The sequence below is a fragment of the Rhodococcus sp. NFXS4 genome (assembly GCF_058139645.1).
In genome coordinates, this window is sequence record NZ_CP192221.1 from 4,550,878 (window position 1) to 4,575,919 (window position 25,042).

A 25,042-nucleotide genomic window follows, 5' to 3' on the forward strand; every position below is an offset into this window, starting at 1 on the left:
GTTCCTCAGACTCGCTCGATGATGGTGGCCACGCCCATGCCGCCGCCGATGCACAGGGTGATCAGTGCGTAGCGGCCGTTCCGACGCTCGAGCTCGTCGAGCACGGTGCCGGTGATCATGGCGCCCGTGGCACCGAGGGGGTGGCCCATCGCGATGGCGCCACCGTTGACGTTGAGCTTCTCGCCCGGGATCTTCAGGTCGCGCTGGAAGCGCAGGACCACGGAGGCGAAGGCCTCGTTCAGCTCGAACAGGTCGATGTCGTCGACCGTCAGGCCGGCCGCGGCCAGCACCTTCTTCGACGCGGGCGTCGGCCCGGTCAGCATGATGGTGGTGTCGGCGCCGCTGGTGGCGGTCGCGACGACGCGAGCGCGCGGCGTCATGCCCATCGACTTGCCGGCGTCCTCGCTGCCGACGACGACCAGGGCCGCACCGTCGACGATGCCCGACGAGTTGCCGCCGGTGTGGACGTGATCGATCTTCTCGATCCAGTGGTACTTCTGCAGCGCGACGTCGTCGAACCCGCCCATCGCGGCGATGCCCTCGAAGGCCGGCTTGAGCTTGCCGAGCGACTCGACGGTGGTGCCGGGGCGCATGTGCTCGTCACTGTCGAGGATCAGCAGACCGTTCTGGTCCGTGACCGGCACGACGGACTTGGTGAAGTAGCCACCCGACCATGCGGCTGCAGCGCGCTCCTGGGACTGCGCGGCGTACGCGTCGACGTCCTCACGGGTGAAGCCCTCGATCGTCGCGATGAGGTCGGCGCCGATGCCCTGGGGGGCGAAGTAGGTGTCGTAGTTGGTCTGCGGGTCCATGGCCCACGCGCCGCCGTCCGATCCCATGGGAACGCGGGACATCGACTCCACGCCACCGGCGATGACGAGCTCGTCCCAGCCCGACCGCACCTTCTGCGCGGCGAGGTTGACGGCTTCGAGGCCGGACGCGCAGAAACGGTTGAGCTGGAAGCCGCCGACCGTGTCGGGCATCTTCGCGGCGAGCACCGCGGTACGGGCGATGTCGGCACCCTGATCTCCCACGGGCGAGACGACGCCCAGGATCAGATCGGAGATGCGATCCTCGTCCATGTCGGGGAAACGACGGCGGAGCTCGTCGATCAACCCGGTGACCAGCGAGATCGGCTTGACCGAGTGCAGCGACCCGTTCTTGCCCTTACCTCGCGGTGTTCTGATGGCTTCGTAGATGTATGCCTCTGTGGTCACTGAACACAGTTCCTTCCGACGTGAGACTCGGGCAGCACGGTGCACTGGAGACACCGGCGCCCACGAGGACAGACCTCGACGCCATTCACCCTAGGCATGGAGCCGCGCTGCCGAAAGGACCGAAACGAGCGCGCACTGTGACACTCCTGCCGGTGTTTCACACCGTCAGCAGCAGGTCAGACGTCTTTGAGCGGGGTGGCACCCAGCTCGGACTGCAGCAGCTCGAGCGCGACCTCGTCCGGATCGCGACGCGTCGACGGATCGACCGGCTCCTTCGCCTGCTTCATGAGCTCTTCCTGCTCCTCCGGGCTCTCCGGGGGAGGTGGACCGTCGTACGGCGAGGGACCCGGGTCGTCCGGATAGTCGGGCTCCTCGGGCGGCGGGGGGATGTCGTCGTCGGACGGGCGCGAGGGCGTCGACCGCGCCGGGGCGCTGCCGGACTGCGCCGGCCGTGCCGGCTCCGGGGTGGGCGCCGACCTGCTCGGGCGCGAGAACCGAGGGCCGGTGGACGCCGGGCGCTCGGCCGGGGTGGATGCCGGCGCCGGTGCCGCCGACCGGGCGGTGCCGTCGCCCGCCTCGCAGACCACGGTCCACTCGACGCCGAAGACGTCACGCAGCGCGTCCTTGATGACCTCGGCGTTGCGGGGCTCGACCAGCCTCTTGGCCAGCGGTACCGAGTCGTGCGCCAACACGATCGCCCCGTCCCCGACAGACTTCACGGTGGCGCCCGAGAGCATCACCTCGACGGTGCGGCTGCGCTCCCGCACCTTCGTCCGCACCTCGGACCAGACGGCGCGCACGTCCGCGGCATCCGGACCCTCCGCCGCGGCGGGACTCGGCGCGGCGGGCTCGGGTGCCCTCTCGGCGGGCTCGGGTGCCGTCGGTTCGGCGGCCGGGGGTTCCACGGCTACGGGGGTGGGCTCCGGGGTCGGCTCGGGTTCAGGGGTGGCCGGCTGTGCTGCGGGCGGCTGCGCTGCGACCGGTTCGGGGCGCGCAGGTTCGGGGCGCGCAGGTTCGGGGCGCGCAGGTTCGGGTGTGACCGGTTCCGGTGCAGCGACTCTGGCTGCGGGGGCGTCGACGACGGGCGCGGGAGCGGCGGCCGGCTCGGCCGCCCGCTCGGACGGACGGCGGTACGTCTGCTGCTGCGCCGCCTCGAGGCGGTCGTGCTGATGTTCGGCCTCGACCGCAGCGGCCTCGCCTGCGGGCAGGGTCACGTCGAGGCGCCGTTCGAGTCGCTCCAACCGTTGCAGCACAGCACTTTCCGCATCGGACGCCGCCGGCAGCAGCATCCGCGCACACATGACCTCCAGCAACAGCCGGGGAGCCGTGGCGCCGCGCATCTCACCGAGTCCGGCGTGCACCGTCTCCGCGAATCGGGCCAGCGTGGCCGGGCCGATGCGCTCCGCCTCGTCGCGCATCCGCTCGAGCATGTCGGCGGGGGCGTCGACGAGTCCGCGCTCCCCCGCATCGGGGACTGCACGCATGAGGATGAGGTCGCGGAGTCGATCGAGCAGGTCCACCGCGAACCGGCGGGGATCGTGGCCCGCGTCCATGACCTTCTCGACGGTGCCGAACAGAGCGGCACCGTCCTGGGCGGCCAGTGCGTCGACGGCCTCGTCGATCAGCGCGACGTCGGTGACGCCGAGCAGAGTGAGTGCGCGGGTGTACTGCACACCCTCGTCACCTGCACCGGCGAGCAGCTGGTCCAGCACGCTGAGGGTGTCGCGCGGGGAGCCACCACCGGCACGAATGACCAACGGGTACACCGCATCCTGCACGGTGACCTTCTCCTCCGCACAGATGCGCTCCATCAGACCGCGCATGGCGAGCGGAGGCAGTAACCGGAAGGGGTAGTGATGGGTGCGGCTGCGGATGGTCGGCAGCACCTTCTCCGGCTCCGTGGTCGCGAACACGAAGATCAGGTGCTCGGGCGGCTCCTCCACGATCTTGAGCAGCGCATTGAAGCCCGCCGTCGTGACCATGTGGGCCTCGTCCACGATGAAGACGCGGTAGCGCGATTCCGCAGGCGCGTAGAACGCGCGGTCACGCAGCTCACGGGTGTCGTCCACGCCGCCGTGGCTGGCCGCGTCGAGCTCGATGACGTCGAGGTTGCCCGGGCCGCCGGGAGCGAGCGCGACACACGAGCCGCACACTCCGCACGGCGTCGACGTCGGACCCTGGACGCAGTTGAGCGACCGCGCCAGGATGCGTGCGGACGACGTCTTGCCACACCCGCGAGGGCCGGAGAAGAGGTAGGCGTGATTGATGCGCTTCGAGTCCAGTGCGACGGACAGAGGCTCGGTGACATGCTCCTGCCCGACCACTTCCGCGAACGTCGCTGGACGGTACTTCCGGTACAGGGCCACGCGAGAGAGAGTACCGACGTCGACCGACAGAACGGTCGGCGGGAACCTACGATCCTGCGCTCTCCTTGGCGGCCCGCTTGGCCGCCTTCTTGAACTCGCGCACCTCGCCCAGACTGGTCGCGTCGACCACGTCGGCGATGGATCGTCGGGAGCCGTCGTCGCCGTACGATCCGGCGGCGTCGCGCCACCCGGCCGGCTCCACACCCATCTGCTTGCCCAGCAGAGCCAGGAAGATGCGCGCCTTCTGATCGCCGTACCCGGGCAGCGCCTTCAGTCGCTTCAGCACTTCTCTGCCGTCCGGGTCGCCGTCCGTCCAGATGGCGTCGGCGCGGCCGTCCCACTCGTCGACGATGTACGAGCACATCGACTGGATCCGCTTGCCCATCGACCCGGGGAACCGGTGCACCGCGGGTGGAGTGGAGCAGATCGCGAGGAAGTCGTCCTCCGGCATCTCGGCGATCGCGCGGACGTCGAGCGACCCGATGCGGTCCACCAGCTTCTTCGGACCGGCGAACGCCGACTCCATCGGTACCTGCTGATCGAGCAACATCCCGATCAGCAGCGCGAGCGGGTCGGAGGCGAGCAGGGCGTCGGCGTCGGGATCCCCCACCAAGTGCAGCGTCGTGGCCATGGCGTCATTCTTTCACGCGGACAGCGCAGCACGAATGCGCTGCGCCAGCCGACCGTCGACGAGGTCCGCCCACGTCCACCGCACGACGATCCACCCGGCGGCACGCAGAGCGTCCTCCCGAAGCTTCTCGGCGACCATCACGGTCTCGGTCGCCTCGCCTCCACCGGTGTACTTCACCATCCCGTCGAACTCCCCGATCACGTTGTCCCACAGGAAGTCGGGCCGATACACGCGTCCGTCGACGACGATCTCGACCTGCAGCCGAGGACGGGGGAGTCCGTGTCGGTCGAGGTAGACCCGGCTCCGCGACTCACCGACCGATTCGCTCGCACGATCGATGAAGTCGGCCACACGTCGCGCTCGGGCGATACCTGCGCGTCGACCACATCGCTGCAGAGCCGCCCGGATGTCGGCGTCATCAGCCGACGCGGCGTCCCCCGCACACACCGCAGCCTCGAACGACAGCGAACAGGCGAGGTCGACGACGGTACGCGCAAGCGTCGTCACACACATCAGGTCGTGCGTGGTCAGGTCGACCGGGCTGAGGGAATGGCTGTGGAGGTACCTGTCCGCGTCGACACGTCCGCGTCGTCCACTCGTCGCAGTGACATGGACTTTGTGCGGTGGCCCGCCGATCAACGGCAGCCCCCAGTGCACTGCGGCGGACTCGTGGCTGAGTACGAGATCGGACCCGCCTGCCGACAGCACGGCCCTGGCGCTGAGGAGGTGGCGCGCTTCCGCAGACAGGTCCGCCATGACGCGGGAACCGACGAAACACCCGCGGCGCACGGAGGAGATCGAACCGGACCGGAGTGCGCGGCGGATCTCGGAATCGCTGACACCGCGGTGCACCAGGTCGCGTCGGGTGATGAGTGGGTCGTCGGCCATGCGCTCATCGTGAACGATCTCGCCGACCAGTGAATTGATCTGTCCACAGGGCCGCTGATTGCTCCGGTTTCTGCAAGGTGCTCCGGTTGCAACCAGAGCAGGATGCGGGACACGGAGCACGTGCAGCCAACGTTGTCCACAGGCGGCCGAGGTATCAGAACCCGCTTCGGCTACTGCAACCTGCTCCGGCTACGACAGGAGCACCGTGCGGAGACCGGCCGAACTACGACCCGAGCAGCTTCTCCGTCGCGGCCAGCAGCACGCAGGTGGCCACGCCGTCCATCGCCGCGGACAACTCGTCGGTGGACGGGAAGCTGGGGGCGAGGCGGATGTTCCGGTCGTCGGGATCGCGCTTGTACGGGAAGGCGGAGCCGGCGCCGGTGAGGGCGATGCCGGCGTCCTTCGCCAGAGAAATGGTGCGCGCTGCGGTGCCGTCGAGCACGTCGAGGCTGATGAAGTACCCGCCCGCGGGCTCGGTCCACGACGCCACCTTCGACGCGCCCAGGCGATCGTCGAGGATCTCCTGTACCCGTGCGAACTTCGGCGCGAGGATCTCGCGGTGCTTCGCCATGTGTGCGCGCACACCGTCGGCATCACCGAAGAAACGCAGGTGGCGGAGCTGATTGAGCTTGTCGGGGCCGATGCTCTTCTTGCCGTAGTGGCCCAGGTACCAGTCGAGGTTCGCCGACGACGAACCGAGGAAGCTGACGCCGGCACCGGCGTAGGTGATCTTCGACGTGGACGCGAAGACGTACGGACGGTTCGCGTGACCGGCCTCCGCTGCCAGGCTCAGCACGTCGTACGCGGGCGGGAACTCGTCTGCCAGCGGATGCACCGCGTAGGCGTTGTCCCAGAACAGCCGATAGTCGGCGGCCGCGGTGGGCATCGTCGCGAGAGCGCGGGTGACCTCCTCCGAGTACACCGCGCCCGTGGGGTTCGCGTAGTTCGGCACGCACCACATGCCCTTGATCTGCGGATCGCCCGAGACCAGCCGCTCGACCTCGGCGACGTCGGGGCCGTCCTCGTTCATCGTCACCGGGATCATCTCGATGCCGTAGCTCTCGGTGATGGCGAAGTGCCGGTCGTAACCGGGGCTCGGGCACAGGAAGCGGACGACGGGTTCGGCCGACCACGGACGCACCGAGTCGACGGTGCCGTGCAGCAGCCCCCACACCACGAGGTCGTGCATGATCTCGAGGCTCGCGTTGTTTCCCGCGATCAGGTTCGCGGCCGGGATGTTCAGTAGCTCACCGAAGATGGCGCGCAGCTCGGGCAGACCCTGCAGTCCGCCGTAGTTGCGGCAGTCGGTGCCCTTGCCGTCCCGGTAGTCCTCACCGGGCAGGGTGAGCAGGCCGGCCGCGAGATCGAGCTGCTCGGGGGACGGCTTGCCGCGGGTGAGGTCCAGCGAGAGTCCGCGTGCTACCAGTGCCTCGTACTCGGCGGTGCGCTTCTCGTGCTCCGCGGCCAGCTCGTCGGGGTTCATCAGTCCGAGTTGAGCTTGGCCGGTCATGGCGAGGAGGGCCTTTCGAGGCGACTGCGCGTGGCGGGAAGTTAAGGGGACCCCGCGCACCCGGCAGAGCCCGTTGACCCTTGCTGCCTTCCGGCCCTGGGGGAGTTCACAGGATGCGCGCCGCGCGGGATCCGTGGACGAGTCTAGCCACATCCCCCGCGCACCACCGAACCGACCCGATTCGTCTCAACGGGGGTGTCGCCGGTAAGGTAGCCGACGGAGGATTCGCCTAGTGGCCTATGGCGCTCGCCTGGAACGCGGGTTGGGTTAACGCCCTCAGGGGTTCAAATCCCCTATCCTCCGCAGAGAAAGACCCCCGTGCACTGCACGGGGGTCTTCTTCGTTCTCACTCTCTGTCCAGCACCCAGGTCACGGGAGCCGGGTCGAGCCCTTCCACGACGCCGGCCGCCCATGCCTCGGCCGTCGACACGTCCTCGTGCTCGGCGGTGGCCAGGATGGAGTCGTCGCTGGTGTCTCTCACTCGATAGGTCGGCATGGCTCACGAATGCCACGCGGCGGCCGGGGACAAACTCAGAACAGTGCTTCCTGCATGGCGGGCAGCGCGGTGTCGAACTCGCCCCTCTCGATACGCCGCCCGCGCAGTCTCGACAGGTCGGCCACGTAGAGCGAGTCCGGGTCTTCGGACACCGTGGCGCCGACGGCGGAACCGATGCACCACTGCACGGTCAGGCCGTGCGCACCGACGGCAGTGTCCAGCGGATAGGCCGTGCGCCGACCCGTGAAGGCCGCCTCTCGGCCCGCGGGCGGCTCCCACTGCTCGTCGACGACACGGAAGTCGTCGTCGGAGAAGTCGGGACCGAGGTCAGCGAGCACCTCGCGCGCCAGTGTCGCCGCGTCGGCGTTCGATCGGTCGAGGCGGGCGAGGTCGATCGGGCGGGTCAACCCCGCCGCCTTGGCTGCGGCGCGCACGGCCTGGCGCAGACCGGCAGTGTCGGTCATCGCGTCCTCGAGGTGCCGCACCACGCGTCCGTCGACCGCCCGTGCGACGTAGCGTCCGACCACAGCGCCCTGCTCGGTGAGCCGTCCCCATTTCCGAGGATCCGCCGCCGTTCCCACCTTGTCCGTCCCGTCGGCGAAGGTCGCGACGTAGAGCCAGTGCGGTTGCATCACGACGCTCTCGAGCCCCTTCGACAGGAAGTCCTGCCGGTGGACTATGTGGACGAACCGGTACGGATCCGCCGCGACACAGGCGTCGCAGTGCACCCCGGAGGTGGCGCGCGCACCGTTCGGGCAGGCCACGGGACGGCCGTCCTCGGCGCGGCGACCGATGCACCAGAGCACACCCGGCGCGTCGAGCGCGCGGTATCGCAGTGCGGACGACAGCACCGGCCGGGACGTCACCTCGCCGGTGTCCGTGTCGGTGACTCCGAGCAGCGGCTCCCCGCGTGGCCACCCGACACCGCGCACGACCAGGGCCATCGCGACTCCTCTCCACCTGGCAGCATTCCCGGGATGAGCACACCCGGACCCGTCGGATCCCTCTACCGCCGAGTGACGACGCGCAGGGCCGGCGTGCTGCCTCCGCACCGCGCCACCCGACGTCTCTCGGCCTACGTCTACGGAAACGTCCTGGTGATGACCGTGGTGGTCGCCGCCAGTCCGTCGTCCATCGCGAACGGTACGGCGGCGTTGTTGGTGATCGGCACCACGCTCACCACCTTCCTCGCCCACATCTTCGCGGACGCCGTCGCGGCCGGCACCGTCGACGACGACACCGTCGACTGGCGCGAGGAGTTGCGGGACTCGCTGCCGATCGCCTCCTCGGGCGTCGCGCCGTCGTTGCTGCTGGCGCTGGCGTGGCTCGAGATCCTGCCCGGCGCACTCGCGCAGGGGCTCGCGGGTGGTCTGGTGACGTTGCGTATCGCGTCGATCCCGGTGGTCGCCGAGCGTCTGCGCGGCCGCGGACTGTCGTTTCGCCTGGTCCTGGCCGGTATCGCCACCGCAGTGCTGGCCGCGATCGTCGTGGCGGTGAAGGTGTATCTGACGCACTGATCGCGTCGTTCGCCACCGAAACCTCTTGTGACCGACACCGCCGCCGGGCAGTGAATGTCTGGGATCACATGCTCGCGGAACGGCTCCCCGCCGCCCACCAGCGTGCACACTGGAGCGGTAGTACAACGGAGGGATCTCCCATGGCGGCACTCGATACCGCACAGCCGGACATGCAGACACTCAGTCTGCACGGCAACGAACTGAAGTACCTGGACATCGGACACGGCCCCGCGGTCATCCTGATCCACGGACTGCTGGGCTCCCATCACAACTGGGAACCGCAGATCGACACCCTGTCGCAGCGGTACCGCGTCATCGTGCCGGACCTGTTCGGCCACGGTGAATCGGACAAGCCCGCCGGGGACTACTCCATCAGTTCCCACGCCGCGACGGTGCGCGACCTGCTGCACAGCCTGGACATCACGTCGGCGACGTTCGTGGGCCACTCGCTCGGCGGTGGCATCGCGATGCAGACGCTGTACCTGTTCCCCGAGTTGGTCGAGCGCATGGTGCTCATCGCCAGCGGCGGACTCGGCCCCGAGGTGAGCCCCCTCCTGCGTGCGGCCACCCTGCCGGGCAGCGAATTCGTTCTCCCGCTGATGGCGAACCGCACCGTGCGGGGCCTCACCGATCTCGCGATCGATCGGCTCGACAAGCTGGGACTCCCCCTGATGAGCGCCAGTTCCTCCGAGGCGTGGCGCAGCTTCGGGTCGGTCCAGGACGCCGGCACCCGCCGCGCGTTCCTCGCGACCGCCCGCTCCGTCATCAGCTTCCGCGGTCAGACCATCAGTGCGACACCGCACTTCGCCAACTTCCCCAACATCCAGGCGATGCTGGTCTGGGGTGCGCGCGACAGCATCATCCCCAACTCGCACACCGAGAACGCTCGGGCCGAGTTGCCGCACGGCCGCGTCGAGATCTTCGAGAGGGCAGGGCATTTCCCGCATCTCGACAATCCCGACCGCTTCGACCGCATCTTCACCGAGTTCATGCGTGACTGCGAGGCCGGTGCCTCGCGTCCGCACCTCGTCGCCGAGGCCTGACACACACACGAACGCGCCCTCTCCCGTGATGCGGGAGAGGGCGCGGTGCTGTGTGCGTGACTACTTCGTCGGGATACCGGCCTTCGCGAGCTCGGCCTCGGTGGCCAGGTTCTTCGCGTCGGCGATGTCGATGCTCTCGAGCGCGATGCCCTTGGTCTCACGAGCCACCACGACGGCGATCAGCGTGATGAGCGCGGAGGCGGCAAGGTACCAGGCGATCGGCACGGACGAGCCGTAGACGTCCAGCAGCTTCACCGCGATGATCGGCGCGAGCGACCCGGCGACGATCGACGTCACCTGATAGCCCAGGGACACACCGGAATACCGCATACGCGTCGGGAACATCTCGGACATGATCGCCGGCTGCGTGGCGTACATGAAGGCGTGGAACACCAGTCCGATGATGATCGCCAGCATGATGACGACGTTGTGGCCGCTGTTCATCATGGGGAAGGCGAAGAAGCCCCACGTGCCGGCGGTGACCGCACCGACGAGGTACACCGGACGGCGTCCGACGGTGTCCGCCAGGCGACCGACCAACGGGATCACCGCGAAGTGCACGGCGTGCGCGATGAGCATCCACCACAGAATGGTGCTGGTGTCGGTTCCCACCTCGACCTTGAGGTAGGTGATGGAGAAGGTGACCACCAGGTAGTACATGACGTTCTCGCCGAAGCGCAGGCCCATCGCGGTGAACACGCCACGCGGGTAACGCTTCACGACCTCGAAGACGCCGTACGACGCGGCCTTGATGACCTCGGCCTGCTTCTGCGCCTCGACGAAGATGGGTGCGTCGGTGACCTTGGTGCGGACGTAGTAGCCGACGAAGACGATGACGGCGGACAGCCAGAACGCGACACGCCAGCCCCAGCTGAGGAACGCGTCCTCCGAGAGCACGGTGGTGAGCACCAACAGGACGACCGTCGCGAGCAGGTTGCCGCCGGGGACACCGGCCTGCGGCCAACTGGCCCAGAAGCCGCGGCTCTTGTTGGGGCTGTGCTCGGCGACGAGAAGCACTGCGCCGCCCCACTCACCGCCCACCGCGAAGCCCTGGATGAAGCGCAGCGTCACCAGAAGTGCCGGCGCCCAGTACCCGATCTGGTTGAACGTCGGCAGGCAGCCCATGAGGAAGGTGGCGGCGCCGACCAGCACCAGCGAGAACTGCAGGAGCTTCTTACGTCCGTACTTGTCACCGAAGTGACCGAAGACGATGCCACCGAGCGGTCGTGCGACGAAGCCGACCGCGTACGTGACGAAGGCCGCCAGGATGGCGTCGAGTTCGCTGGTTCCCTCCGCGAACATGATCTTGCTGAACACGAGCGTCGCCGCCGTGCCGTAGAGGAAGAACTCGTACCACTCGACCACGGTGCCCGCCATGGATGCGGCGACCACCTTCCGCAGACCCGACGGTTCCTCGTCGCGATCCACCCTGTCGACAACCGACATGACATTCTCCTTGCTGAGTCTCCGGTGCCGGGACAGTGATCCACGGCACACGCTGAGTCGAGTATCGACGCAGATCACCGCGCCGCACAATGGCCGCGCGCGCACGACCGAACTGCAAAGATGCACACATGACCTCGTCCGGACGCTCCTCGGCGCACACGCCGCCCAGCGCGGACGATCTTCTCGTCCTCCTCGCCGTCGGGCGCAGCGGCCGCTTCACCGCCGCCGCGGACAGCCTCGGTGTCAATCACACGACGGTGTCTCGCCGCATCGCCTCACTGGAGAAATCACTCGGTGGCCGGGTACTGGTCCGCACCTCGGGCGGCTGGGAACTCACCGACCTGGGCCGACACGCACTCGCCGCGGCCGAGACGGTCGACAGCGTGGTGCGCGGCCTGGTGGACCCGGGCGGTGCGTCGCTGCGCGGTGTCGTCCGCATCTCCGCGACCGACGGATTCAGCGCCTACATCGCGGCGCCCGCCGCCGTCAGTGTGCAGGAACGGCACCCCGAGGTGTCCGTGGAACTGGTCGCCGCGACGCGACGCGCCTCGCAACAACGATCGGGAATGGACATCGAGATCGTCGTCGGCACGCCTCAGGTGCACCGCGCCGAGGCCGTGCACCTCGGCGAGTACTGCCTCGGTCTGTACGCCACTCCGGAGTACCTCGAGCACCACGACACCATCACCACCCGACGCGACCTCGCCGGCCATCCCCTCGTCTACTTCGTCGAGTCGATGCTCCACGTCGACGACCTGGATCTCGCGCGCTCGGTCGCCGTCGGCGACGCTCCCCCGTCGTCGGACGTCCCGGTGATGCGGAGTTCGGTGAGCTCGACCAACGTCTTCGTTCACGTCGAGGCCACGCGGGCGGGCGCCGGTATCGGCCTGCTGCCGTGCTTCATGGCCGACCGGCACCGCGATCTCGTGCGCATCCTGCGCTCGGAGGTGTCGGTCACCCTGGCCTACTGGCTGGTCGTGCGCGGCGAGACGCTGCGCCGCCCCGAGGTCGGGGTGGTGGTCGACGCGCTGCGGACGGAGGTCGCGTCCCGACGGGACGAGCTCATGGGTCGCGGCGAGTGAACGGCCGCTTCGCACCGAGCCCCTCCGGCGACCTCCACATCGGGAACCTCCGCACGGCTGTGCTCGCGTGGCTCCTCGCCCGCGGAACCGGACGCGGATTCGTCCTGCGCGTCGAGGACCTCGATCGCGTGCGACCGGGAGCCGAACACCGTCAGCTCGACGATCTCGCCGCCGTCGGCATCACCGTCGACGGGCCGGTGCTGCGGCAATCGGATCGCCGAGAGTCCTATGCCGCGGCCATCGCCTCCCTCGCCGCCGACGGCCGTGTCTACGAGTGTTTCTGCACCCGCCGCGAGATCCAGCAGGCCGCGTCCGCACCGCACGCTCCCGAGGGTGCGTACCCCGGAACCTGCCGGAACCTCACCGAGGCGCAACGCGCGTCCCGCCGCGCCGAGGGCCGACGCGCCGCGCTGCGGTTGCGTTCGGACACGCGGTCGTTCACCGTGACCGACGCCCTCGTCGGCGAGTTCACGGGCGTGGTCGACGACCTCGTCCTCCAGCGCACGGACGGCGTTCCCGCCTACAACCTCGCCGTCGTCGTCGACGACGGGTTCCAGAGCGTCGACCAGGTGGTTCGCGCGGACGACCTGCTCGCGTCGGCGCCGCGTCAGGCCTACCTCGCCGGTCTGCTCGGCGTGCAGATCCCGAAGTACGTGCACGTCCCGCTCGCTCTCGGACCGACGGGCAAGCGCCTCGCCAAGCGGGACGGCGCCGTCACCCTGCGCGACCGACTCGCCGCCGGGCAGACCGTGTCCGACGTCCGCGCCGAGATCGCGTCGTCGATCGGGGTTCCGTCCGAGCGCACGCACGAATCGCTGTCCGACCTGGCCTCGCACTGGTCCCTCGACCTGCTCCCGAGGGAGCCGTGGTTCGTGCTCGGTCACTGATCGAGACCCCGTTGCAACGGAACATCGCACACCGGTCGGGGCGTATCGGACGTAAGGTGGCCGCGAGAAGACTCCGACACGTCAACCCGTACGAGAAGGACATCATGACCACAGGCGGTTTCGACCCGAGCAAGGATCCGCAGAACCCCGGCAGCTACCCGCCGCCGCAGCAGGGTTCCTACCCGCCCCCGTCGCAGGGGTCCTACCCGCCGCCCTCGCAGGGCAGTTACCCCCCGCCCTCGCAGGGCAACTACCCGCCGCCGCAGGGCAACGTCCCGCCGCAGCAGGGTGGCTACCCCCAGCAGGGCGGCTACCCCCAGCAGGGTGGCTACCCGACGCCCCCGCAGTTCGACAACACCACCAACTACGGTGGCTCGAACTTCGGTGGAGTGCCCGGCGGCGGTCAGCCCGGTGGGCTCGGCATTCGACTGGGCGCGCGCATCATCGACGGGATCATCGTCGGCATCGTCGCGCTGATCCTCGCCGCGATCTTCGGTGCGACCGACAACATCCTCGTCACCGGACTCTTCTCCGGCGTCCTGACGTTCGCGTACTTCGTCGGCCTCGAGGTCAGCCAGGGCGCGACACTCGGCAAGAAGATCCTCGGACTCCAGGTGCACGGTCCCGCCGGCACGCCGCGGCCGACGCTGCAGCAGTCCGCGATCCGCAACGCGTTCACGCTGCTCAACATCATCCCGTTCCTCGGTAGCCTGCTCGCGTTCATCGCCGTGATCGTCATCGCCGTCACGGTCAACTCGAGCCCCACCAAGCAGGGCAAGCACGATCAGTTCGCCGGTGGCACCCAGGTGGTCAAGAAGTAGCCTCCGCACACACCGACATCGGGCGCGGATCCCTTCGGGGATTCGCGCCCGTCGTCGTCTCGGTGCTTGGATCGACCGGTGACTGCAACCAACTCCACCGCCACCGACGGCGACACTCCGTCTGGACAGGCCTCGTTCGCCCACATCAGCCGTGGCTACTACCCCGCCATCGTCGCGCTCTTCGTCGCGACACTGCTGATCTCGAACGTGGCCGCCAGCAAGGGTGTCGCCTTCTTCGCCGCGTCCGACGTCTCGCTCGGGCCCTTCCAGATCCTCCCCATCAACACCGACGGCGCGTTCTTCCTCTTCCCCCTCGCGTACATCCTCGGCGATGTCCTCAGCGAGGTGTACGGGCTCAAGGCGACGCGCCGCGCCATCTACCTGGGCTTCGGCTCTCTCCTGCTCACATCGGTCTGCTTCTGGATCGCCATCGAACTCCCCGCCGCGTCGTTCTACGAGAACCAGGCCGCACTCGAGACCGTCGTCGGCGTCGTGCCGCGCCTGGTCCTCGCCGGTCTCGCCGGTTACACCGTCGGACAGCTGTTGAACTCCATCGTGCTGGTGAAGATCAAGGAACGCACCAAGGAGAAGCACCTGTGGGCCCGCCTCATCGGGTCGACGGTGGTCGGCGAGTTCTTCGACACCCTGATCTTTTGCAGCATCGCGGCCGGCGTCATCGGCATCACGACGGGCGCCGACTTCGTGAACTACGTCATCGTCGGCTTCCTGTGGAAGACCCTCGTCGAGGTGCTCGTGCTCCCGATCACCTACGCCGTCATCGCGTACATCAAGAAGCGCGAGCCGACCTACTCCCCGGACTGACCCCCGCCCGCCCCCCGCGAGTACGTCGATACTGTCGTTGTCGAGCACGACATCACGACACTATGGGCGTACTCGCGGGGAGTTGCGGCTCAGGAATAGAAGCGCGCCAGCGTGTCCTTCTTGAACTCCTGGAACCGCCCGTCGCGGATGGAGGCGCGGATGTCGTCCACCAGCCGCACGGTGAACCGCTCGTTGTGAATGGTGGCGAGGGTCGAGGCCAGCATCTCCTTGGCCTTGAACAGGTGATGCATGTACGCCCGCGTGTAGTGCGCGCAGGTGTAGCAGTCGCACTCCTCGTCGATCGGCGTGAAGTCCCGACGGAACCGCGCGGTGTTGATGTTGAAGCGCCCGTCCGGTGTGTAGATCGCCGCGTTCCGGGCCACGCGTGACGGATTCACGCAGTCGAACGTGTCGGCACCGTTCTCGATGGCGACGAAGAAGTCGTCCGGCTCGCTGATCCCGAGCATGTGGCGCGGTTTGTGTTCGGGCAGTTCCTCGTTCACCCAGCGGACGATGGTGCCGAGGTTCTGCTTCTCCAGAGCGCCGCCGATGCCGTAGCCGTCGAATCCGCGCCCGGTCTCGCCGACGATGGTCTCGAGATCGTGTGCCGCCTTCCGACGAAGGTCCTCGTACTGCGCACCCTGCACCACACCGAACAGCGCCTGGTACGGCTTGTCGGCGCGCTCGGCCGTGAGGCGCTCGTGCTCGGCGATGCACCGCACCGCCCACGCCTGCGTGCGGTCCAGCGACTGTTCCTGGTACGCACGGGTGTTCATCAACGTGGTCAGCTCGTCGAACGCGAACATGATGTCCGCGCCGAGCTGGTGCTGGATCTGCATCGACACCTCGGGAGTGAAGCGGTGCCGCGATCCGTCGAGGTGGGACTTGAACGTCACGCCGTCGTCGTCGACGTGCGCGAGGCGCTCCTTGCCCTCGGCGATGACGTCGTCAGACTCCACCCGAGTGGCGTCCATCGAGATGACCTTCTTGAACCCGACGCCGAGCGACATCACCTGGAACCCGCCGCTGTCGGTGAACGTCGGGCCGTCCCAGTTCATGAACGTGCCGAGTCCCCCGGCCTCGTCCACGATGTCGGGCCCCGGCTGCAGGTACAGGTGGTAGGCGTTCGCCAGGACCGCCTGTGCGCCCAGCTCTTTCATCGACTCCGGCAGCACCGCCTTCACGGTGGCCTTGGTGCCGACGGCGATGAACGCGGGGGTCTCGATGTCGCCGTGCGGCGTCCGCAGGGTGCCGGTTCGACCGAGATGGTCCTCGATACGGGTCTCGACTGTGAAGAGGTCGGTCATGCCCCCATCGAACCAGACGCCAACTGCTGCTCCTGCAGGCCGGACGCACTGAGACGGTGGTAGGCGCCGCGCGCCGCGATGAGCTCGTCGTGCGTGCCCTTCTCCACGATGGACCCGTTCTCCATCACCAGGATCAGATCGGCGTCGCGGATCGTGGAGAGGCGGTGCGCGATCACGAAACTCGTGCGATCGCTGCGCAGGGCCGCGGTGGCCTTCTGCACCAGCAGCTCGGTACGGGTGTCGACGGAGCTGGTGGCCTCGTCGAGGATCAGCACGGCCGGGTCGGCGAGGAACGCGCGCGCGATGGTGATCAACTGCTTCTCGCCCGCACTGACGTTGCTGCCCTCCTCGTCGATGACGGTGTCGTACCCGTCGGGCAGCGAGTGCACGAAACGGTCGACGTAACTCACCCGCGCCGCCTCCATGATCGACTCCTCGGTGGCGCCACTGTTGCCGTACGCGATGTTGTCGCGGATGCTGCCGCCGAACAGCCAGGTGTCCTGCAGCACCATGCCGGTGCGCGATCGCAGCGTCGCCCGCGTCATGTCACGCGTGTCCACACCGTCGAGCGTGATCGAGCCGGAATCGATGTCGTAGAACCGCATCACGAGGTTCACGAGCGTCGTCTTGCCGGCGCCGGTGGGGCCGACGATCGCAACCATCTGGCCGGGTTCCGCCACGAAGGACAGCCCGTCGATGAGCGGACGCTCCGGTTCGTAGCGGAACGACACGTCCCGGAACTCGACGCGTCCACTGCGCGTGGTGGGGGTGACGGGTGCCGACGGATCGGCGCCCTCCTCCTCGGCGTCGAGGATCTCGAAGATGCGCTCCGCCGAGGCGACACCCGACTGGAGCAGGTTGACCATCGAGCCGATCTGCGTGAGCGGCTGCGTGAACTGGCGGGAGTACTGGATGAAGGCCTGCACCTCGCCCAGGCTCAGCGTGCCGGACGCGACGCGCAGTCCGCCCACCACGGCGATGGCGACGTAGTTGAGGTTGCCCAGGAACATGATGGCGGGCATGACGATTCCGGAGATGAACTGTGCCCGGAAGCTCGCCTGGTACAGCTCCTCGTTGCTCTCGTGGAACACCCGCGCCGTCTCGTGCTGGCGGCCGTAGGCCTTGACCAGCTCGTGGCCGGTGTAGGCCTCCTCGACCTGTGCGTTGAGCGCGCCGGTCTGCTTCCACTGCGCGATGAAGTGCGGCTGCGAGCGCTTGGCGATCATCGCCGTCACCACGATCGACAGCGGCACCGTCAGGATCGCGACCAGTGCGAGCAGCGGCGAGATCCACAGCATCATGCCCAGGATGCCGAAGACCGTGAGCACCGAGACCACGAGCTGGCTGAGTGTCTGCTGCAGGCTCTGCGAGACGTTGTCGATGTCGTTGGTGACTCGCGAGAGCACGTCGCCGCGCTTGTGGGAGTCGAAGTAGCGCAACGGCAACCGGTGGATCTTGTTCTCGACGTCGGTACGCAGACGCTTGATGACGCGTTGCAGCGCGATGTTCAGGATGTAGCCCTGCACCCAGGACAGCAGTGCGGACCCGATGTAGAGGATCAGGACGAGGACCAGGACCTTGCCGACGGCGTCGAAGTCGACTCCCCGACCGGGGACGACGTCCATGCTCGACACCATGTCGGCGCGTGTGCCCTCACCCGAGGCGCGGAGACCGTCGACGACCTGCTCCTTGGACAACGAGGGGTCGAGCGAACGGCCGACGATGCCGTCGAAGATGAGGTTGGTGGCTCGGCCCAGGATGTTCGGGGCGAGAACGGTGAGAACGACGCTGGCGACGGCGAACACGAGTACCACCGAGAGCAGCATGCGCTGCGGAAGGAGCCGGCGCAGCAGCCGCCTGACGGACGGTCCGAAGCTCATCGCCTTGGTGCCGGGAGCACCGGGACCGGGAGGACCGCCGGGCCGCGTCATGCGACACCTGCTGCGGTGCGCTGCGAGTCGACGATCTCGGCATAGGTAGGACACGTCTCGAGCAGCTCGTCGTGCGTACCGAGGCCGACCATCCTGCCGTCGTCGAGCACCACGATGCTGTCCGCGTCGCGGATGGTGGACACCCGCTGCGCGACGACGATGACGCAGGCGTCACGTGTGATGGGGCGCAGGGCCGCTCGGAGATTCGCGTCCGTCGTCAGGTCGAGAGCGGAGAACGCGTCGTCGAAGACGTAGATGCTCGGCCGCCGGATGATGGCGCGGGCGATGGCCAGTCGCTGACGCTGCCCACCGGAGACGGTGGTGCCGCCCTGGGCGACGGCGGTCTCGAGACCCTCGGGCATCTCGCGGACGAAGTCGGCGGCCTGCGCCACCTCGAGTGCGTCCCACATCTCGGCCTCCGTGGCGTCCTCCTTGCCGTAGCGAAGATTGGAAGCGATGGTGCCGGAGAACAGGAAGGGCCGCTGGGGGATCAGTCCGATCTCCGCTCGCAGCGCCTCCGGATCGAGTTCTCGCACATCGGTTCCGCCCACGCGCACCACTCCGTCGGTCGTGTCGATGAGACGCGGGATCAGGTTGATCAGCGTCGTCTTGCCCGAGCCGGTGCTGCCGATCACGGCCGTGGTGGTTCCGGCCGTCGCCCGGAACGACACGTCGCAGAGCACCGGGTGATCGGCCGCGGGATACGCGAAACCGGCCTTGTCGAACTCCACCGTCGACGGCGCCGAGGCGAAGACGACGGGCTTCGCGGAGGGCACGACGGACGAATTCGTGTCGAGCACCTCGGTGATGCGCTCGGCACACACGCTGGCGCGCGGGATCATCATCGCGATGAACGACGCCATGATCACCGACATCAGGATCTGCATGATGTAGCTCAGCAGGGCCGTCAGCGACCCGATCTCCATGCGTCCCTCGTCGACGGCGTGACCACCGAACCAGATCACCGCGACGCTGGTGACGTTGCTGATGAGCATGACCACCGGGAACATGAGCGCCATCAGACGACCGACCTGCAGTGCGGTGGCGGTGAGGGCGGTGTTCGCGTCGTCGAAACGCTCCACCTCGTACGGCTCGCGCACGAAGGCGCGTACCACGCGGATGCCCGTGATCTGCTCGCGCAGAACGCGGTTGACCGTGTCGATGCGCTTCTGCATGACCTTGAACGCCGGAACCATGCGGACCACGACGAAGCCCATGCTCAGCGCCAGCGCAGGAACGGCGATACCGAGGAGCCACGACAGTCCGAAGTCCTCGCGCAGAGCCATGACGATGCCGCCGACGCACATGATGGGCGCCATCACCAGGATGGTGCAGCCCATCAGAACCACCATCTGCACCTGCTGAACGTCGTTCGTGTTGCGGGTGATGAGCGACGGAGCGCCGAACGTCCCGACTTCGCGCGCCGAGAAAGTGCCGACGCGGTCGAGGAGCGCCCCGCGGATGTCGCGGCCGGCCGCCATGGCGGCGCGTGCTCCGAAGTAGACGCCGCCGATCGAGCACGCGATCTGCACGGCGGAGACGGCCAGCATGATCGAGCCGGTCGACAGGATGTACCCGGTGTCGCCGGTCGTCACGCCGTTGTCGATGATGTCGGCGTTGAGGCTGGGCAGGTACAGCGAGGCCACGGTGGCCACGAACTGCAGCACCACCACGCCTGTCAGTGCGCCGCGGTACGGCGCCAGATACCGGCGGAGAAGTGAGATCAACACGTCGTGCATCCTTCCTTCTCGACAGGACCCGTCGGACGACAGGCGTGGTGGGTGCAGTTCATCGACTCAGCTCCGGTTCGCCGGCTGCTGGGTCGCCGGTGCGGTCTCGTCCGTCCTGCGGACGAGTTTCTCACCTTCGATGTCCACGTTCGGCAGAATCTTGTCCAGCCACTTCGGCAGGTACCAGGCCTTGTCGCCGAGCAGCGCCATGACCGCGGGGATCAGGATCATGCGGACGATGAAGGCGTCGAAGAACACGGCGGCCGCGAGAGCGAAACCGATGGACTTGATGAACGAGTCCGGTTCCAGCATGAACGCCGCGAACACCGAGATCATGATGACCGCCGCGGCAGCGACGACGCGGGCGCCGTACTTGAAGCCCGTGACGATGGCATCGCTCGCGGTCGCCCCGTGGACGTACGCCTCCCTCATCCGGGACACCAGGAAGACCTGGTAGTCCATCGCGAGTCCGAAGACCACACCGATCAGGAAGATCGGCATGAAGCTCACGATGGGCTGCGGGTTGGAGATCAGTCCCAGTCCACCTTCCTGGAAGATGAAGACGGTGGCACCGAAGGTGGCGAGCACGCTGAGCAGGAAGCCGAGCGTCGCCGTCAGCGGCACCAGGATCGATCGGAACACCACCATGAGCAGCAGGAATGCCAATCCGACGACGACTGCGAGGTACGGGATCAGGGCCTTCTGGAGCCGATCCGACACATCGATCTCGAGCGCCGTCTGGCCGGTGACGCCGTAGGTGACGCCGTACTCGGATTCCAGACCACCCCGGGCGTCGCGCAGCGCGGTCACCAGGTTCTGCGTGTCCTCGCTGATCGGTGAGCTCTTGGGAGTCACCGACACCAGGGCGGTGTCGCCCGCCGGGTTGAGCCCGGCCTGCTGTGCGTTGGTCACGTCGGGTTCCGCCGCCGCCCTGTCGACGACGGCCTGGAAGGCCGCCGTCCGATCGGCCTCGGGGACGTTGCTCGCGTCCACGACCATCAGCAGCTGACCGTTGCGTCCCGGGCCGAAGCCCTGGTCGACCAGGTCGTACGCCTCACGAGCGGGGGTACCCGGTTCGGCGGTGGCCACCGACGGAAGCGCCAGACGCAGCGACGTCATGGGACCGGCGATGACACCGAGGATCACGACACCGACGATGAGCACCAGTGCGGGACGCTTGATCACCATGCGCACCCATCGCAAGCCGTTGGTCGGCTTGTCGTCGTGCTCGGGGTCCGGCACGGTGCGGATCTTGCCGGCGAACGCCTTCGCGCCGAAGAGTCCGAGGACGGCGGGCAGCATGGTCAGCGCGACGAGGACGGCGACGAAGACACCGAAGCCGGCGGCCAGACCCATCTGGGACAGGAACGGGATGCCGACGACGCGCAGTGCCACGAGCGCGATGAGCACCGTGGTGCCGGCGAAGACGACGGCGCTGCCGGCGGTTCCCACGGCGCGTGCCGCGGCTTCCTCACGGTCGTCCGTCTCGCTCAGCTCGTTACGGAACCGGGCGACGATGAACAGCGAGTAGTCGATGGCGACGGCCAGGCCGATCATGATGGCGAGAATCGGCGTGAACTGGGTGAGCTCGGCGAAGCCCGACGCGGTGGTGATGGTCAGACTGGTGACGCCGATGCCGACGATGGCCGTGATGAGCGGCAGTCCGGCGGCGACGAGCGATCCGAACATGACGACGAGGACGACGGCGGCGACGGCCAGGCCGATCAGCTCGGCGGTGCCGCCGGGCGGCTCGGCGGCCTGCATGGCGCTGCCACCGATCTCGACGGTGAGCCCCGCGTCACGGGCGGGCTGGGCGGCGTCGGTCAGCTCGGTGCGGATCTCGGCCGTGACATCGGTGACGGTGCCGGTGATGGGCACGTCGAGGATGCCGATGGTCTTGTCCGGTGAGAGCGGCGACACGGCCGCGGCGTTCGCGGCCGCGACGTCCGGCGCGAGACCGGCCTCCGCGTACTGATCGACGATCGCCTGGTTGCCGGCGATCGGATCGAGGAGCGGCATGGCACCCTCGGGCACCGGTCCGGCCGCGGGATCGGCCTTGGCCGTGTCCTTCACGGCGGCGATGCCGCGAATGTTCGCGATGACGCCGTCGATGGCCGCCGTGTTCTCGGGCGAGTCGAGCGTGGTGCCCGCGGGTGCCTGGAACACGTACTGCGCGGACGCCGACGTGAGCGGATCCTCGCCGCCTCCGAAGCGCTCCTTCTGCAGATCCAGCGCAGCCTGGGCGGGGGTTCCCGGGATGGAGAACGACGTGCTCGTCGGGCCGGACAACGTGGCCGCGCCGATACCGGCCAACACCAGGATGGCGAGCCAGATCGGCAGCACGATGCCTTTCCGACGGTACGAGAACCGTCCTATGCGATACAGGAAGGTGGCCATGAGAGTTCTCCTCGTTCGGGGGGGTGTCGTGCTGCGGGTGACGGACGGACGCGCGATCAGTCGGGCGGGAGCGGGGTGGAACCGGTGAGCGGCGCTCGGAAGCCCCGTTCGAGTTGTTGCATGGCGAGGCGGACCACCTCGCCGGCGGATTCTGCTGTGGTGGAGCCCTTCTCGGATGCCTCGGCGAAGAATCCGAGTGCGGCGCTGACGGTGGCGCCCACCGCGGCCTGGACCAACGAGGGGTACAGGTCCCGATCGGGATCGAGCCCCGTGCGCCGGGCCACGGCCTTCTTGAACGCCGCGGAGAGCGAGCGGTCGAACTCGAGCTTCTTCGCCAGCAGAGCCGGCGACTCCTCGACGAACCGCGCGACCGCGACAGTCTCGGTCAACTCGCGCTCGGGATCGTCGACGATCTCGAAGACGATGGCGCGCACCGTGTCCCAGAAGTCCTCGTCCTGCGGACGGTGTTCGATCAGGTCCACCCACTCGAACGCTGCCTGCTCGAGGTAGTACAGCGCCGCTTCTTCCTTGCTGGAGAAGTAGTTGTGGAACGTGCGCGTCGACACCCCCGCGTCGCGGGCGATCGCCTCGGCGGTCACGGTGTCGAAACCCTGTTGCCGCCCGAGACGGATCGCGGCAGCACTGAGCGCTGCACGGGTCTCCGCCTTCTTGCGGTCGCGTAGTCCGGAACTCACGAATCCCACAGTACGGAACTTGCACGGCTCGGCAAGTTTGCAGTGGTGTGCACTTTTGTGACGCTCACCACGCTCGCGCGGTGTTTCGAACCGTCAGGGAGTGAGCCAGCGCTTCACACGGGCGGTGATGAACGGCAGCAGGACGTACACCATGAGGGGTGTGCTCACGAGGGTGACGAGCAGGGTCCGGAGTACAAGACCCAGCGAGAGGTACTCGGAGACAAGGGTGTTGAGCAGAAGAGACAGGGGGAAGAACGCCGACCAGATGACGATGGCCTGCTTCCACCGAGGCGGCGGAGCGCCCACGACGCGGACCGCGTCGGTGAGCGTCGACTGCGGCTCGAACCACCCTTCGACCCCGGTGAGGCGATGCGTCACATGGTCGTCCGCCACACCCACACCACGCGCGACCCAGGCACGCCGGAAGGGCGACGAGAGCCACTCCTGCAGATGAGCGTCCGAATCGAATCGGTAGAGCACGTAGTACTCGTACGGATCGGTCGAGGAGCGCAGCCACCCGCCGCCCAGAAACCCGTCGAACGTGCGCAACACACTGATTCCGGCATCGGTCCAGGCGACGAAGTCCTGCTCACGGCCGGGCGTGATGCGCCGCGCCACCGAGGTCGTGACCGCAGTACTCGTGGACGTGGACCGATCGTCCCGGGGTTCAGTCATGTCAGGCGTTCGAGAGGAGTCAGTTCTTCTCGGAGAACAGCTGGGTGTAGACGGGCGGCGCCGCGTTGACGACGTCCCTGGCAGCGGACGTCGCGGGAGCCTCGACGGGCTCCGCGTCGGCGGTGACGGGTGCGAGAAAGATCAGTTCGGGTTCCATGGAAACCCCTTCATCAGTAGTTCGGTGGTGAGGAGAACGAGTCGTCCGTCACGAGGGGGAGAACGAGGCGCCGGTGAGAACCGCGGCGTGCTCGTGATCCGAACACTACGCCACGGCGCCGACCTGGCGCGGTACGACCACGCCCGGCCACGTCGACCGTCGTCTGTGGATGCACTGAGAGAAGACGACCGACACTCTCGGACTGTCGACGCCGTGCCCTGCCTGTGTCACACTTGTGACAGAGGCGTGACCTGAGCACTTCCCGCCCTCTCCGCGGTTCTCACCACTGCATCGACTGCCAGAACGACCGACAGCCACCGTGGCCAGACCGTCCACAGAACAGAGGCACCAGTGTCCGTCACCGCCGAACGCCCCAGAGATCGATTCGTCAGTTCGTACACCGAGCTGTCCGTCGCCGTGCGCGCCTCGGGGCTGATGTCCCGCCGCCGCGGTTTCTACTGGTCCCGCATCATCGGCACCGTGGCGGCCTTCGTCGCCGTCTGGGTCGGTGCGTTCCTCCTGGGCGACTCGTGGTGGCAGCTCGCGCTCGCCGTCGTCCTCGCCGTCGTGAGCACGCAGTTCGGCTTCCTCGGACACGACGGGGCCCACCGCCAGATGTTCGATTCGGCCAAGTGGAACGAGTGGACGGCCCGCATCCTGTCCGGCACGTTCGCAGGACTCTCGCTGCACTGGTGGCAGGGCAAGCACAGCAAGCACCACAACGCTCCGAACCAGATCGGCAAGGATCCCGACATCGGGAACGGGCCCATCGCCTTCGTCCCCGAGTACGTCGCGCAGCGCACCGGCTTCTACGGCGCGTTCACCCGCCGCCAGGGCTGGCTCTTCTTCCCGCTGCTCACCCTCGAAGGCGCCGCACTCCACGTCGCCAGCGTGCGCACGCTGATCGGCTCCAAGGAGATCAAGCACCGCAAGCTGGAGCTGTCGCTCATCGCGCTGCGGCTCACCATCGGGTTCGCACTGCCGTTCCTCGCGATGCCGGCGGGGCTCGCGGTCGGCTTCATCCTCGTGCACTTCGCCGTCTTCGGCGTTCTGCTGGGCGGCTCGTTCGCGCCCAACCACAAGGGGATGCCGCTGGTTCCGGCCAATGCGAAGATCGACTTCCTCCGCCGCCAGGTCCTCATGTCGCGCAACGTCGACGGCGGCCCCGTCACCGACTTCATGATGGGCGGCCTCAACTACCAGATCGAGCATCACCTGTTCCCCAGCATGCCGCGGCCGAACCTCAAGAAGGTGCGGCCCATGGTGCGCGAGCACTGCGCCAAGCACGGGGTGACCTACACCGAGACATCGCTCGTGAAGTCCTACGGCATCGTCGTCCGCTACCTCAACCAGGTGGGACTGTCGAAGCGCAACCCCTTCGACTGCCCGCTGGTACGCGAGTACCGCGCCTGAGCTCGGTGTGA

22 protein-coding genes, 1 tRNA gene and 1 other RNA gene are annotated in these 25,042 nt (G+C 67.9%); 8 read left to right on the forward strand and 16 right to left on the reverse strand.

Going from position 1 to position 25,042, the window contains the following annotated elements; translation table 11 throughout:
• Nucleotides 1–5: 5 nt before the first annotated feature.
• From J4E04_RS21520 to ffs, 6 genes are all read right to left on the reverse strand, one after another.
• A complete protein-coding gene (locus J4E04_RS21520; RefSeq protein WP_027506628.1) occupies nucleotides 6–1,217 on the reverse strand; it encodes an acetyl-CoA C-acetyltransferase in 1,212 nt (403 codons plus the stop codon).
• Nucleotides 1,218–1,393: 176 nt separating this feature from the next.
• The gene (locus tag J4E04_RS21525; protein ID WP_490149597.1) at nucleotides 1,394–3,583 is read right to left on the reverse strand and encodes a DNA polymerase III subunits gamma/tau; all 2,190 of its coding nucleotides are present in this window, start codon (nucleotides 3,581–3,583) and stop codon (nucleotides 1,394–1,396) included.
• A gap of 46 nt (nucleotides 3,584–3,629) precedes the next feature.
• Nucleotides 3,630–4,214, reverse strand: a complete 585-nt coding sequence (locus tag J4E04_RS21530) for an HhH-GPD-type base excision DNA repair protein (RefSeq protein WP_027506627.1) — start codon at nucleotides 4,212–4,214, stop codon at nucleotides 3,630–3,632.
• A gap of 12 nt (nucleotides 4,215–4,226) precedes the next feature.
• Nucleotides 4,227–5,102 (reverse strand): hypothetical protein, encoded by an 876-nt coding sequence (locus tag J4E04_RS21535; protein ID WP_490149598.1) that lies wholly within the window; start codon nucleotides 5,100–5,102, stop codon nucleotides 4,227–4,229.
• Nucleotides 5,103–5,325: 223 nt separating this feature from the next.
• Nucleotides 5,326–6,612 (reverse strand): aspartate aminotransferase type Ic, encoded by a 1,287-nt coding sequence (locus J4E04_RS21540; protein WP_222638984.1) that lies wholly within the window; start codon nucleotides 6,610–6,612, stop codon nucleotides 5,326–5,328.
• Between the two features lie 41 nt (nucleotides 6,613–6,653).
• Nucleotides 6,654–6,748, reverse strand: an RNA gene (gene ffs, locus J4E04_RS21545) — signal recognition particle sRNA small type.
• Between the two features lie 82 nt (nucleotides 6,749–6,830).
• Between ffs and J4E04_RS21550 the strand changes: the two genes are divergently transcribed.
• A tRNA-Ser gene (locus tag J4E04_RS21550) sits at nucleotides 6,831–6,915 on the forward strand.
• Nucleotides 6,916–6,958: 43 nt separating this feature from the next.
• On the opposite strand, the gene J4E04_RS21555 is transcribed toward J4E04_RS21550, so the two are convergent.
• Both J4E04_RS21555 and J4E04_RS21560 read right to left on the reverse strand, forming a co-directional pair.
• Entirely contained in the window at nucleotides 6,959–7,093 is a 135-nt protein-coding gene (locus J4E04_RS21555; RefSeq protein ID WP_261770337.1) for a hypothetical protein, read from the reverse strand.
• A 50-nt stretch (nucleotides 7,094–7,143) separates the two neighbouring features.
• Nucleotides 7,144–8,052: a DUF2797 domain-containing protein gene (locus J4E04_RS21560; protein WP_261776328.1), complete on the reverse strand. Its 909-nt coding sequence runs from the start codon at nucleotides 8,050–8,052 to the stop codon at nucleotides 7,144–7,146.
• A 33-nt stretch (nucleotides 8,053–8,085) separates the two neighbouring features.
• Between J4E04_RS21560 and J4E04_RS21565 the strand changes: the two genes are divergently transcribed.
• Both J4E04_RS21565 and J4E04_RS21570 read left to right on the forward strand, forming a co-directional pair.
• Complete coding sequence (locus J4E04_RS21565; protein WP_222650581.1) at nucleotides 8,086–8,625, forward strand: hypothetical protein; 540 nt, start codon at nucleotides 8,086–8,088, stop codon at nucleotides 8,623–8,625.
• A gap of 140 nt (nucleotides 8,626–8,765) precedes the next feature.
• The gene (locus tag J4E04_RS21570; protein ID WP_027506623.1) at nucleotides 8,766–9,668 is read left to right on the forward strand and encodes an alpha/beta fold hydrolase; all 903 of its coding nucleotides are present in this window, start codon (nucleotides 8,766–8,768) and stop codon (nucleotides 9,666–9,668) included.
• Between the two features lie 60 nt (nucleotides 9,669–9,728).
• Here the strand turns inward: J4E04_RS21570 and J4E04_RS21575 are convergent, their stop codons facing one another.
• A complete protein-coding gene (locus J4E04_RS21575; RefSeq protein ID WP_027506622.1) occupies nucleotides 9,729–11,114 on the reverse strand; it encodes an MFS transporter in 1,386 nt (461 codons plus the stop codon).
• 128 nt (nucleotides 11,115–11,242) lie between these two features.
• Here J4E04_RS21575 and J4E04_RS21580 point away from each other — a divergent pair, with 128 nt between their 5' ends.
• From J4E04_RS21580 to J4E04_RS21595, 4 genes are all read left to right on the forward strand, one after another.
• Entirely contained in the window at nucleotides 11,243–12,196 is a 954-nt protein-coding gene (locus tag J4E04_RS21580) for a LysR family transcriptional regulator (RefSeq protein WP_261770339.1), read from the forward strand.
• On the forward strand, nucleotides 12,193–13,083 hold the full coding sequence (gluQRS, locus tag J4E04_RS21585) for a tRNA glutamyl-Q(34) synthetase GluQRS (RefSeq protein WP_490149599.1): 891 nt from the start codon (nucleotides 12,193–12,195) through the stop codon (nucleotides 13,081–13,083). The genes J4E04_RS21580 and gluQRS overlap by 4 nt, the downstream gene beginning before the upstream one ends.
• A 104-nt stretch (nucleotides 13,084–13,187) precedes the next feature.
• A complete protein-coding gene (locus J4E04_RS21590; RefSeq protein ID WP_027506619.1) occupies nucleotides 13,188–13,904 on the forward strand; it encodes an RDD family protein in 717 nt (238 codons plus the stop codon).
• Nucleotides 13,905–13,982: 78 nt separating this feature from the next.
• Entirely contained in the window at nucleotides 13,983–14,726 is a 744-nt protein-coding gene (locus J4E04_RS21595; protein ID WP_204869608.1) for a queuosine precursor transporter, read from the forward strand.
• 89 nt (nucleotides 14,727–14,815) lie between these two features.
• Here J4E04_RS21595 and tgt read toward each other — a convergent pair whose 3' ends face one another.
• From tgt to J4E04_RS21630, 7 genes are all read right to left on the reverse strand, one after another.
• Entirely contained in the window at nucleotides 14,816–16,033 is a 1,218-nt protein-coding gene (gene tgt / locus J4E04_RS21600; RefSeq protein WP_027506617.1) for a tRNA guanosine(34) transglycosylase Tgt, read from the reverse strand.
• Complete coding sequence (locus J4E04_RS21605) at nucleotides 16,030–17,964, reverse strand: ABC transporter ATP-binding protein (RefSeq protein ID WP_490149600.1); 1,935 nt, start codon at nucleotides 17,962–17,964, stop codon at nucleotides 16,030–16,032. Before J4E04_RS21605 ends, tgt begins: the two co-directional genes overlap by 4 nt.
• Nucleotides 17,961–19,694 carry an ABC transporter ATP-binding protein gene (locus J4E04_RS21610; protein WP_490149601.1) on the reverse strand — a complete coding sequence of 578 codons (1,734 nt, stop codon included), beginning with the start codon at nucleotides 19,692–19,694 and terminating at the stop codon, nucleotides 17,961–17,963. The genes J4E04_RS21605 and J4E04_RS21610 overlap by 4 nt, the downstream gene beginning before the upstream one ends.
• 66 nt (nucleotides 19,695–19,760) lie before the next feature.
• Nucleotides 19,761–22,091 (reverse strand): MMPL family transporter, encoded by a 2,331-nt coding sequence (locus J4E04_RS21615; RefSeq protein WP_222633292.1) that lies wholly within the window; start codon nucleotides 22,089–22,091, stop codon nucleotides 19,761–19,763.
• 56 nt (nucleotides 22,092–22,147) lie between these two features.
• On the reverse strand, nucleotides 22,148–22,786 hold the full coding sequence (locus J4E04_RS21620; RefSeq protein WP_051613574.1) for a TetR/AcrR family transcriptional regulator: 639 nt from the start codon (nucleotides 22,784–22,786) through the stop codon (nucleotides 22,148–22,150).
• Between the two features lie 93 nt (nucleotides 22,787–22,879).
• Nucleotides 22,880–23,461 carry an antibiotic biosynthesis monooxygenase gene (locus J4E04_RS21625; RefSeq protein ID WP_027506614.1) on the reverse strand — a complete coding sequence of 194 codons (582 nt, stop codon included), beginning with the start codon at nucleotides 23,459–23,461 and terminating at the stop codon, nucleotides 22,880–22,882.
• Between the two features lie 19 nt (nucleotides 23,462–23,480).
• Nucleotides 23,481–23,618, reverse strand: a complete 138-nt coding sequence (locus J4E04_RS21630; protein WP_155957101.1) for a hypothetical protein — start codon at nucleotides 23,616–23,618, stop codon at nucleotides 23,481–23,483.
• Nucleotides 23,619–23,969: 351 nt separating this feature from the next.
• Between J4E04_RS21630 and J4E04_RS21635 the strand changes: the two genes are divergently transcribed.
• On the forward strand, nucleotides 23,970–25,031 hold the full coding sequence (locus tag J4E04_RS21635) for a fatty acid desaturase family protein (protein ID WP_490149602.1): 1,062 nt from the start codon (nucleotides 23,970–23,972) through the stop codon (nucleotides 25,029–25,031).
• Nucleotides 25,032–25,042: the final 11 nt, after the last annotated feature.